Source organism: Rhodoplanes roseus (assembly GCF_003258865.1).
Classification (GTDB): domain Bacteria; phylum Pseudomonadota; class Alphaproteobacteria; order Rhizobiales; family Xanthobacteraceae; genus Rhodoplanes; species Rhodoplanes roseus.
Genome location: NZ_NPEX01000190.1, coordinates 1 through 11705 on the forward strand (window position 1 = coordinate 1; position 11705 = coordinate 11705).

The following is an 11705-nucleotide window of genomic DNA, read 5'->3' on the forward strand; positions in this document are numbered from 1 at the left end:
GTTTTTTATGCGCGGTGCTTCGTTCGGGTCGCCGCCGCCTCATGCCGAGGAGCGCTCCGCAGGAGCGCGTCTCGAACCATGCGGCCCCAAGCGACGCCGGGGCCGCCCCCGCCCTTCGAGGCTCGGGCTTCGCCCGAGCGCCTCAGGACGAGGGCAGAGAGAGACAGGTCGGTCCCCCCGCCCTCACGTCCACAGGCGCTCCTTCTCCAGGCCGGTATAGAGGCCGGCGACCTGCTCGCCATAGCCGTTGAACAGCAGCGTCGGGCGGCTCTCGTCGGTGCCGATGACGCGCTCGCTCGCCTGGCTCCAGCGCGGATGCGGCACCTTGGGGTTCACGTTGGCCCAGAACCCGTACTCGGCCGACTGCAGCGCCTCCCAGTAGCTCTTGGGCTGCTTGTCCGTGAAGGTGAAGCGCACGATCGACTTGATCGACTTGAAGCCGTACTTCCACGGCACCGCGAGGCGCAGCGGCGCGCCCATCTGCTTGGCGACCGGCTTGCCGTAGGCGCCGGTGACCAGGAAGGCGAGATCGTTGGTCGCCTCGGCGATGGTCAGGCCCTCGACATAGGGCCACGGATACCAGGTCTGGCGCTGGCCCGGCGCGACGGTCGGATCCTTGAACGTCTCCATGCGGACGTACTTGGCCGAGCCGAGCGGCTTCGCCATCTCGACCAGCTTGGCCAGGGGGAAGCCGGTCCACGGGATCGCCATCGACCACGCCTCGACGCAGCGGTGGCGGTAGAGGCGCTCCTCCAGCGCGACCTGCTTGAGCAGGTCGTCGATGCCGATCTCGAACGGCTTCTCCACCATGCCGTCGATCGCGATCGTCCAGGGCCGGATCTTCAGCGCCTGGGCCGGCTTCGCCACCGACTTCGACATGTTGAACTCGTAGAAGTTGTTGTAGTTCAGGTTCACCTGCTCGTCCGTGACGGGCCGGTCGAGCGCAAAAGCCTCGTTGCGCTTGGCCGGGTAGAGCGAGGCGGTCGTCGATCAGCGCGTCGACCGTCGCCGCGACGTCGACCGAGGCGGCGATCACGCCGGCCTGCTGGAGGGCGAGGCCCGCCGCCAGGATCGACGAGCGCTGCGCCGCGCCGATGCGGCTGTGGGTCAGCTCGGTGCGCTCCTCGAGCTGCTTCTTCACCACCGCCGCGGGCAGCTTCGTCACCGTGCCGAACGTCGTCCTCAGCCCCTCGGGATCGGCCAGCGCCTGCTTGCGAGCCTCCTCGTAGACGGCGAGCACCCGCTGCACCAGCCCGGGGTGATCCTTCAGGAAGGCCTCGCGGACATTGAGGATGCCCCAGGTGTTGGCCTCCTTGTTGCGGAAGAACAGCCTGGCGCCGTCCTCCACCTCGGCCTGCGCCATCATCGGGTCGAGCCCGGCCCAGGCATCGACGTCGCCGCGGATCAGCGCCGTCTTGCCGTCCGGATGCTGCAGCAGCACCGGGGTGATGTCGCGCTCGGTCAGCCCGGCGTCGAGCAGCGCGCGGACCAGGAAGATGTGCGGATCGGTGCCGCGCGTCACCGCCACGCGCTTGCCCTTCAGATCCTTGACGGAGGCGACGGGAGAGTCCTTGCGGGTGACCAGCGCGGTCCATTCCGGCCGCGAGTAGACCCAGATCGACTTGATCGGGTTGCCGTTGATCTTCGCCACCAGCGCGGCCGAGCCGGCCGTCGAGCCGAAGTCGATCGAGCCGGCGTTGAGGAACTCCAGCGCCTTGTTGGAGCCGAGCGTCTGCACCCAGCGGATCGTGATGCCGTCCTTGGCGAACTCCTTCTCCAGGAGCCCCTTGTCCTTGAGCACCAGCGACACCGGATTGTAGGTCGCCCAGTCGAGCCGGATCTCCTTCGGCGGGTCGGCGGCGAGCGCCGGACCGGCGGCGGCGAGGACGAGACCGGCCAACAGGCCCGTGGTAGCGCGACGCGAGACCGACGACATGACACCTCCGCACTGGCGATCGGCCGGGGTCGAGCATGCGTCCGCGGCCGGGGTGGGACGGGCGTTCGGCCCGCCGGAACCCGGACGGTGCGAGGGGCGCACCGCCCGGATCGTCGAGGTTCGGATGAAGAGCGCGCCGGGCCGGCGACGGTCCCGACGTGCGGAAAAACCCTGACGCAGCCCGGCCGAATGGTCAATAATACAGGAATTACTTGTATTTAGCGGTTCGGAGCAGGATTTTCTCCCGAACCCGGCTGGCCGCAGAACGCGGTTCTTGCGCCCGCGTCACGGCGCTCGTGACACCGTGCGTCGGGTTCGCTATCCAGAGACATGACCGACGTGATGGACCGGCCGCTCCGCCCCACCTGCGAGCTGTTCGACGTGGAGGCCGTCGCGGCCGACCTCGACCGGCTCGCCCACGAGTATCCGGGGCGGGAGCGCGAGCTGCGCACCGTCGTGGCCCAGCGCCTCAAGACCGTGGTGACCGACGGGCGCGCCAAGGCCGAGCAGCTCCTGCTCGCCGACAAGCACGGGCGCCGCTGCGCCGAGCGCCTGTGCGAGATGCAGGACGCCATCATCGCGCTGCTCTACCAGTTCGCCTCGACCCACCTCTATTCGACCCAGAACCCGTCCGACTCCGAGCACATGGCGGTGGTCGCCACCGGCGGCTACGGCCGCGGCCTGATGGCGCCGGGCTCCGACATCGATCTCCTGTTCCTGCTCCCCTACAAGCAGACCGCCTGGGGCGAGTCGATCGCCGAGGCGATCCTCTACTGCCTGTGGGACATGGGCCTGAAGGTCGGCCACGCGACGCGCTCGATCGACGAGAGCGTGCGCCAGGCCAAGGCCGACATGACGATTCGCACCGCCATCCTGGAGGCGCGCTTCCTGTTCGGCGAGCAGTCGCTCTACGACGAGCTGGTGACCCGCTTCGACAAGCAGGTGGTGCAGAACACCGGGCCGGAGTTCGTCGCCGCCAAGCTGGCCGAGCGCGAGGAGCGGCTCAAGCGCGTCGGCCAGTCGCGCTATCTGGTCGAACCCAACGTCAAGGACGGCAAGGGCGGCCTGCGCGACCTGCACACGCTGTTCTGGATCGCCAAGTACGTCTACCGGGTGCACAAGCCCGAGGAGCTGATCGAGCGCGGCGTGTTCGACCGCCAGGAATACAAGCTGTTCCAGCGCTGCGAGGACTTCCTCTGGTCGGTGCGCTGCCACATGCATTTCGTCACCGGCCGCGCCGAGGAGCGGCTCTCCTTCGACATCCAGCGCGATCTCGCCGTGCGGCTCGGCTACACCGAGCATCCCGGCATGCAGGACGTCGAGCGCTTCATGAAGCACTACTTCCTGATCGCCAAGGACGTCGGCGATCTCACCGCGATCCTCTGTGCCGGCCTCGAGAGCCGGCACCAGAAGGACGTGCCGATGCTCAACCGCTTCGTCAACCGGCTGCGCCCGCGGCCGCAGCGGACGCTGCGCGAGAGCGACGACTTCATCGTCGACAACAACCGCATCAACATCGCCGATCCGGACGTCTTCTCGCGCGACCCGACCAACCTGATCCGCATCTTCCATCTCGCCCAGAAGCACAGCCTCGCCTTCCATCCGGACGCGATGCGCACCGCGACGCGCTCGCTCAAGCTGATCGACAAGCATCTGCGCGCCGACCCCGAGGCGAACCGGCTGTTCCTCGAGATCCTCACCGGGCGCAACGACACCGAGATCGTGCTGCGGCGGATGAACGAGGCCGGCGTGCTCGGCCGCTTCGTGCCGGAGTTCGGGCGCGTCGTCTCGATGATGCAGTTCAACATGTATCACCACTTCACCGTGGACGAGCATCTGTTGCGCTGCATCGGCGTCCTGGCCGAGATCGAGGCCGGGCAGAGCGAGGAATACGGGCTCTCCAACGAGCTGATGCGCACCATCCAGCCGGAGCACCGCGACCTGCTCTACGTCGCGATGTTCCTGCACGACATCGCCAAGGGCCGGCCCGAGGATCATTCGGTCGCCGGCGCCCGCATCGCCCGTCACCTGTGCCCGCGCTTCGGTCTGTCGGCGGCCGACACCGAGACGGTGTCGTGGCTGGTCGAGTATCACCTGGTGATGTCGACCATCGCGCAGTCGCGCGACCTGTCGGACCGCCGCACCATCGAGAACTTCGTCCAGATCGTGCAGTCGCTGGAGCGCATGAAGCTCCTCACCATGCTGACCACGGCGGACATCAAGGCGGTCGGCCCGGGCGTGTGGAACAGCTGGAAGGCGCAGCTCCTGCGCGCCCTCTACTACGAGGCCGAGCCGGCGCTCACCGGCGGCTTCTCGGAGGTCAACCGCGCCCAGCGCGTGTCCGCCGCCCAGAAGGCGTTCCGTCTCGAGCTGTCGGACTGGTCGCCCGACGCGGTGGAGAAGTACATCGGCCGCCACTACCCGGCCTACTGGCTCAAGGTCGACCTGCCGGCCCAGATCGGCCACGCCCGCTTCGTGCAGGAGACCGAGGCGGCCGGCCTGCCGCTGGCGACCCGCTTCGCCTTCGACCAGCATCGCGGCGTCACGGTACTGACCGTGCTGGCGCCCGACCATCCGTGGCTGCTGTCCGTCATCGCCGGCGCCTGCGCCTCGGCCGGTGCCAACATCGTCGACGCGCAGATCTACACGACGACCGACGGGCTGGCGCTCGACACCATCTCGGTGTCGCGCGAGTTCGAGCGCGACGACGACGAGGCGCGCCGCGCCGGCCGCATCACCGAGGCGATCGAGAAGGGCCTGCGGGGCGAGATGACGCTGCCCGACATGCTGGCCCGGCGCGGCCCCGGCAAGGGCCGCATCCGCGCCTTCCGGGTCGAGCCCGAGGTGTCGGTCAACAATCAGTGGTCGCACCGCTACACGGTGGTCGAGGTCTCCGGCCTGGACCGGCCGGGCCTGCTCTACGAGCTGACCTCGACGCTGTCGAAGCTCAACCTCAACATCACCTCGGCGCATGTCGCGACCTTCGGCGAGCGCGCCGTCGACGTGTTCTACGTCACCGACCTGATGGGCGCCCGCATCACCTCGCCGACCCGCATCGCCACCATCAAGCGCGCCTTGCTGCAGCCCTTCGCCCCGCGCCCCGAACGCACCCCGGCGACCGACGACGCCGCGGCGGTGGGGTAGGGGGCGGCATCAGGCCGACCCGGGTGACGCCATGTCGAATCCGACGCGCGACTTAGATCGCGAGCGTCCGGCGTCCACAAGGGCGCGACCCCGTCAGGCGGCGCCGAAGGCCACGCGATCGCCCGGGTTGGCCACGCAGTCGTCCTTGAGGCTGATGATGAACATGTCCTTCTCGGCCCTCACCTCCTCCACGAGATCGCCGAACGGGTCGAAGACGCGGCAGATGATCTCACCCGCCTTGACCTGATCGTGCGGGCTGCACGCCTGAACCACCAGGCCGGCCTTGGAGCACCGGACGATGAACCTGGCCTTGGTGAGGACCTGATCGGCGTGCTTCAGCGGCTCGCCCGCGATCATCCCGAGATGACGCAGCGAGTTCACGAAGCCGTCCGCTGCGGATCGAACCACGGCGTGCTCGACCCGTCGGGCATGGCCGAGCTCGAGCATGAAGGCCGGGATGTCGAGCTTCATGCATTCGAGATCGAGGGACCCCGCAAGCGGCACGGGCTCGTCGTTCTCGCCCAGCGTGTCCACCCCGCAGTTGAGGTGGATTCCGTTCGCCATCAGCAGATCCACGGCGCGCTTCTCGGTCTCCGGACGCCCGACATACTTCAAGACCGAGTAGGACTTCGAGTTGTTGTTCACGCCCGAGGCGTGCAGGTCGATGAGATAGTCGGCATTCGCCCGGATCTCGCGAAAGTGGTGGAACGCGATCTGCTTGGTGATCGAGCCGTCGGGAGAACCAGGATAGCTCTCGCCGAGATTGCCGTCGTCCTGCGGGCTGAAGCGGCTTCGGGCGAAGAAGGCGAGCGTATTGCTGATCGGGGTCACGATCACGGCGCCCGAAAGCGTAGCCGGGTCGATCGTCTGGACGAACTGCAGCGCCGCGATCACGCCGTTGAACTCGTTGCCGTGAAGAGCTCCGTTGATCCACAGGCGCGGCCCGTCGCTCGCCCCGTTGACGACGTGGACGGGCAGCGCGACCGTGTCGCCGTTGGCCAGCGTGTTGACGCTGATGATGCCGCGGGCGCGCCCGCCGGCCGGTGCGGATGCGGTTCCGACCGTGATGGTGTTCTTCATCTTCGGATTCCTCAGTAGCCCGACGTCAGACTTTCACAAAACCGCCGAATGCGGCTGCACCCTTCACGAAGCACGTCGTCCGCGGCCGCGTAGGACACGCGGACGTGGCCGGCGAAGCCGAACCCTTCGCCCGCGACGACGGCGACGCCCTCGTCCTCCAGCAGCGCGTCGGCGAAGTCCGCGCTGGTCGCGATCGTCCGGCCCCCCGGCGTCTTGCGTCCGACCAGCCCCTCGCACGACGGAAAGACGTAGAAGGCCCCCGACGGGGTCGCACAATCGAGGCCGGGAGCACGGTTCAGCAGCGACACCACGAGGTCGCGGCGGGCGCGGAAGGAATCCTGCCGGGCTGCGAGATGACTCTGATCGCCGGTGAGAGCCGCGATCGCGGCCCACTGCGCCGGCACCGAAGCTCCGCCGGTCAGCTGGCTCTGCGCCTTGTCCATCGCCGAGATCAGAGCTGCTGGTCCGCCGCCGTAGCCGATCCGCCACCCCGTCATCGAGTAGGCCTTGGAGACGCCGTTGATCGTGAGTGTGCGATCCTTCAGGCGCGGCTCGACGGCGAGCGGGGTCACGAACGGCTCGTCCCCGTAGACGAGGTGCTCGTAGATGTCGTCGGTCATGAGCATGACGTGAGGATGGCGCAACAGGACATCGGTCAGCTCACGGTAGTCGGCTCTCGTGTAGGTCGCACCGGTCGGATTGTTGGGCGAGTTCAAGACGAGCCAGCGCGTTCGCGGACCGATCGCCGCCTCGAGGTCCGCGGCTCTCAACTTGAAGCCGTCGGCGGGGCGCGTCTGCACGAACTTCGGTGTTCCTCCGAACATCGAAGCCATGTCCGGATACGAGACCCAGTACGGCGCCGGAACAATGACCTCGTCACCCGAATCGAGAGTCGCCAGGAAAGCGCATGCGATGACCTGCTTCGAGCCCGAGCAGACGATGATCTCCTTGGGCTCGTAGTCGACTCCGTTCTCGCGTCGGAACTTTTCGCTGACCGCAATGCGCAGCTCGGGGATCCCCGATACGGGTGGATAGCCCAGCCTGCCGCGCCGAATGGCGGCGCACGCCGCTTCCTTGATGTGGACGGGCGTGTCGAAGTCCGGCTCTCCGATGCTGAGCGTGACGATGTCCCGGCCGGCTGCACGCATGTCCCTCGCTTTTCCGGTCGCCGCGATCGTCGCCGGGGGTCTGATGCGACGCAACGCGTCGGAAACCTGCAGCATCTCGATGTCTCCATGCATCGCCGGACCGGATCGAGTCGCGGCCGTCGACGTCGTCATTCCATCTCGCAGCCGCGCGCGCGAAGTGTCTCGTCGACCCAGCCACGCGCGTTCCGTCCCTGACGGATCGCCTCGACCTGCCGGAGTTCCGCGAGGTGCTTTTCTGTCGCGCGTTCGAGCAGCGCCGCGGCCTCGTCGATCGGCACGACCAGCACTCCGTCGTCGTCACCCAGGACCAGATCTCCGGCTTCGATGACCGTCCCGTCGACGGAGATTGGAAGGTTGACTTCGCCGGGGCCGTCCTTGTACGGGCCGCGATGGGTGACCCCCGCGGCATAGACCGGCAGATCGTTGCTCTTGATCCACTTCAGATCCCGAACGGCGCCGTTCAACACGAAGCCTGCGACGCCGCGGGTTCGTGCGTAGGACAGCATGAGCTCGCCGACCAGGGCGTTCGTGAGGTCACCCCCCGCGTCGACGACGATGACGTCGCCCGGCAAGGCGACATCGATGGCCTTGTGGATCATCAGGTTGTCGCCCGGGCGTGTGCGCACCGTGAGCGCTGGGCCGGCCAGCACGGTTCCGCCGGCGTGAAGCGGGCGAATCCGGGCTCCCAACGAGGAGATGCGGAACATGCTGTCGCTGACGGTGGCGACCGGCAGCTCTCGATATCGTTCGACGAGCGTCCGGTCGATCCGGCGCTGCGCCTCGGCCACGCGAAACCCGTAAATGTGCAGTCTCCTTCACTTCGCTGCAGACTTCGTGGTGGCGGATTCCGCCGTTCGAATGCCCAGATTCCAACCTTTGAGAGCGCCAACGAAGGCTTCGATCAGCACATCCGTGACGTGATCCGCGCCGAGGCCACGCAGATTGACCAGGTCGAGGATGTCGCGGGGATCGAACATCGTGTTGTAGAGCATGGCTGCGTCGTCCTGCATGCTCGCAGGGAGATTCTCCTCGGCGAGCACGCCGCAGAGGGCTCGCTTGCGTGCTTCGTGGCCTCGGACCGTGCTGGTGACCTTGCCGTGCAGCCGATCGAAGAAGCCGCGCCGCGAGCGGATCTGGACTAGGACAGGTCCGTGCTCCAGGACCATGCCGACCCAGTGCCGGCTGACGACGCGCAGCAATTCCCGGCCGGTCTCCGGCCGGGATGCGTCGAAGTCGCGCAGCTCCGTCATGACCCTCACGAGGTAGGCCTGCGCGACCTCGTCGAGCGATTGATAATAACGATAGGCGGTGGCCGTCGACATCTCGGCGAACTTGGCGAGATCCACCAAGGTCGTCGGGACTACGCCTCTTCGAAGCGTCGAGGCCATCGCATCGACCAACTGGGCGCGGCGCATCTCGACACGAGGGCTGGACGCCGATGATCCCTCGACGCCTCGTGCGAGCCTCTTCATCGGATCACCTCCGGCGTTCGCATCCGGGCACGCGCCTCATCGGAATCGCGACAGGAACTCGCGTGTGCGTGCATGCTTGGGATCCTCGATGACGGCTTTCGGCTCGCCCGTCTCCACGATCTGCCCCTCGGCCATGAAGACGAGCTTGTCGCCGATGTCGCGGGCGAAGGAGATCTCGTGCGTCACCACGATCATCGTGATGCCGGTGGTCGCCAGCTCCCGCATCACCTCCAGCACCTCGCCGACCAGCTCCGGGTCCAGCGCGCTCGTGGGCTCGTCGAACAGGACGAGTCGCGGCTGCATCGCCAGGGCCCGTGCGATGGCGACACGCTGCATCTGTCCGCCCGACAGCGCCGACGGATACGCCGACGCCTTCTCGGTCAGATCGACCAGCTTCAGCAGGCGCATGGCCTCGGCCTCGGCGACCTGCTTCGGCATCTTGCGGACCGCGACGGGCGCCTCGACGATGTTCTGAAGCACAGTCAGGTGCGGGAACAGATTGAAGCGCTGGAACACCATGCCCATCTTGGCGCGCTGCGCGGCGATGCGCTTCGACGACAGCTCTCTCAGATTGTCGCCTTCGCGCTCGTAGCCGATCAGCTCGCCGTCGACCGTGATCGTGCCCGAATCCGGTTTCTCGAGATGGTTGATGCAGCGGAGCATCGTGCTCTTGCCGGAGCCGGACGGTCCGATCACGCACACGACCTCTCCGGCGGCGACATCGAGCGTGATGTCGCGCAACACGCGATGCGGGCCGAACGACTTGCACAGGCCGGACAGTCGAACCATCGTCTGCATGAGACAGCTCCGTCAGCCGCGCTGCGCCGACGGAGAGGCCGCCGTCGAGAAGCCTTTGCCCACGCGCCGTTCGAGATAGGTCTGCAGGCCTGTGGCGAGTGTCGTCACCACGAGATACCAGATGCTAGCGACGATCAGCAGGGGAATCACCCGGAAATTGTGCGAGTAGACGTTCTGCACCGCGGTCATCAGCTCGCCGCCCGCGATGAAGGCGACGAGCGAGGTCGCCTTGAGGAGCGAGATGAACTGGTTGCCGGTCGGCGGAACGATGATCCGCATGGCCTGCGGCAGGACGATGCGGCGCATGAGCTGGTTGTCGCTCATCCCGAGTGATCGGCCGGCTTCCGTCTGGCCGGAGTCGACGCCCAACAGGCCGGCCCGGACGATCTCCGCCATGTAGGCCGCTTCGTGCAATGCGAGGCCGAGCACCGAGGCGACGAAGCTCGTGATCAGGTCGTTGGTCGATACCGACAGGTCGATGCCGAGCGGCGGCACGGTCAGGCCGATTCGGGGCCAGAGTAAAGCGAGATTGAACCAGAAGACCAGCTGGACCAGGAGCGGGACGCCGCGAAAGAACCAGATGTAGCCCTGCGCCACGAAGTACAGCACCGGATTGCGCGACATTCCCATGATCGCGAGGACGATGCCGATCACGATGGCGATCGCCATGCAAAGCACCGTCAGGACGATCGTGTTCACGAGTCCGTAGAGGATTTGCGAGCCGAAGAGATAGTCCGCGACGACGGACCACTGCATGTTGGGATTGCTCGCGAGCGACGCGACGAGCGCGGCGAGCAGCGCCAGAACCACGCAGGCGGACGCCGTCCGCAACGGATGGCGCGGGGGCAGGAGTTTCGGAGCGACGCTCTGCAAGGCCATGGGGGGCGACCTCTCGACCCGTTGTCCGGACGCGGCGCTCATTCCACCGGCAACGGCTTCGATGTCGCGCCGTTCAGCACCGGCTCGGACAGGGCGAGGGAGTCCAGCCGATAGGCCTTGAGGATCTCCGCATAGGTTCCGTCGTCCATGATGGCCTTGAAGCCAGCCATCAGCGCATCGGCGAGCTGCTTGTTGCCTTTGCGGACGCCGGCGCCGTGGTACTCGGTGCGGAACGGCTTGCCCAGGATGACGACGTTCTGGTTGCTGGCTTCGATGCCGATGCCGACCCCGTAGGCCTGGACGAAGGCCGCGGCGCGCCCGGTCTCCACCTGCAGCTGAGCCTCGGCGGGCGTGGGAACGACCAGGACCGTCATGCGCGGCCGACCCTCGGCTTTGCACTTCTCCACCTGCCCGAGCATCAGAATCTCGGACGTCGAACCGCTCGGGGTCGCCCCCGTCGATCCGCACAGGTCGGCGATCGACTGGATCTTCGCGCGCGTCTCCGGTCGGCCCATCAGGACCATGTTGGTCTTGATGTAATCGACGAAGTCGATCTGCTCTTCCCGCGCCGGCGTGTCCGTGAACGTCCCGATGCCGACATCCACCCGGCCGGCGCCGAGCGCCGGAATGAGCGCCGAATAGCTGATGTTGTTGAACTGGACGCCGACCCCGAGCTTCTTCGACACGGCGCTGATCAGGTCGACGATGACGCCTTTGGTCTGGCCTTTGTCATCGACGAAAACGTAAGGCGCGATCGCCGTCGGGCCGCCGATCTTGAGCACGCCGGCGCTGCGAACGTCCTGGGGCAGCAGGCGGGTGAGCTCCGTCTCGGAGCGTGCGGCTCCCGGATGGGCGAAAACACACGCGGCCGAAAATACGAAGCACAAGAGAGATCGACGGTTCAAGGCTCACTCCCCGCTCGGGTGTTCCGAAGAATGAGAACGTATTCTCGAAAATATGCCCCATCAAGGCGATTCTTTGGGCATAATGGGCGAGTTCGTGGGCAGGACGGCTCACAAATAATAAGAAGGCATTCTCGGAACGGGAGGCGGCGTCGGAGCTCGCGGTCGCGGCCGACGGGGATCGGCGCGGGCGGGCCCCCGGCGGCCCGTCGCAACGCCGCCGCGGCGGGGTAGGGGCATCACCCCTCGCCGAGCATCTCCTGGCGGCGGCGCTCGAGCTCGGCCGAGTAGCGGCGCAGCATGTAGGATTCGGTGAGCAGGCCGATCACCTTCCTCGACTCGGCCG

At 67.0% G+C, this 11705-nt stretch carries 8 protein-coding genes and 2 pseudogenes; 1 reads left to right on the plus strand and 9 read right to left on the minus strand.

Translation table 11 applies throughout. The features are described 5' to 3' along the window. Positions 1–183 precede the first annotated feature (183 nt). Together msrP and CH341_RS21820 are read right to left on the minus strand one after the other, a co-directional pair. A pseudogene (gene msrP, locus CH341_RS21815) lies at positions 184–981 on the minus strand (protein-methionine-sulfoxide reductase catalytic subunit MsrP); the annotation flags it as partial. After that, positions 968–1936 (minus strand): annotated as a pseudogene (locus CH341_RS21820) (aliphatic sulfonate ABC transporter substrate-binding protein); the annotation flags it as partial. The pseudogenes msrP and CH341_RS21820, both read right to left, overlap by 14 nt. A 330-nt stretch (positions 1937–2266) precedes the next feature. Between CH341_RS21820 and CH341_RS21825 the strand changes: the two are divergent. Further along, positions 2267–5080, plus strand: a complete 2814-nt coding sequence (locus tag CH341_RS21825; RefSeq protein WP_111421089.1) for a [protein-PII] uridylyltransferase — start codon at positions 2267–2269, stop codon at positions 5078–5080. Between the two features lie 93 nt (positions 5081–5173). Here CH341_RS21825 and CH341_RS21830 read toward each other — a convergent pair whose 3' ends face one another. From CH341_RS21830 to CH341_RS21860, 7 genes are read right to left on the minus strand one after another with little or no spacing between them, the layout of a single operon-like run. Next, positions 5174–6160, minus strand: a complete 987-nt coding sequence (locus tag CH341_RS21830) for a M14 family metallopeptidase (RefSeq protein WP_111421090.1) — start codon at positions 6158–6160, stop codon at positions 5174–5176. A gap of 11 nt (positions 6161–6171) precedes the next feature. Further along, the gene (locus tag CH341_RS21835) at positions 6172–7383 is read right to left on the minus strand and encodes a pyridoxal phosphate-dependent aminotransferase (RefSeq protein WP_111421096.1); all 1212 of its coding nucleotides are present in this window, start codon (positions 7381–7383) and stop codon (positions 6172–6174) included. A gap of 53 nt (positions 7384–7436) precedes the next feature. Beyond that, on the minus strand, positions 7437–8096 hold the full coding sequence (locus CH341_RS21840) for an RraA family protein (protein WP_245431182.1): 660 nt from the start codon (positions 8094–8096) through the stop codon (positions 7437–7439). 27 nt (positions 8097–8123) lie between these two features. Then, positions 8124–8780: a TetR/AcrR family transcriptional regulator gene (locus CH341_RS21845; protein ID WP_146604569.1), complete on the minus strand. Its 657-nt coding sequence runs from the start codon at positions 8778–8780 to the stop codon at positions 8124–8126. A 36-nt stretch (positions 8781–8816) separates the two neighbouring features. Beyond that, a complete protein-coding gene (locus CH341_RS21850; protein ID WP_111421093.1) occupies positions 8817–9578 on the minus strand; it encodes an amino acid ABC transporter ATP-binding protein in 762 nt (253 codons plus the stop codon). Between the two features lie 12 nt (positions 9579–9590). Continuing rightward, positions 9591–10457, minus strand: a complete 867-nt coding sequence (locus CH341_RS21855) for an amino acid ABC transporter permease (protein ID WP_111421094.1) — start codon at positions 10455–10457, stop codon at positions 9591–9593. A gap of 38 nt (positions 10458–10495) precedes the next feature. Continuing rightward, positions 10496–11362, minus strand: coding sequence for an ABC transporter substrate-binding protein (locus CH341_RS21860; protein WP_111421095.1), 867 nt, complete (start codon positions 11360–11362; stop codon positions 10496–10498). Positions 11363–11705: the final 343 nt, after the last annotated feature.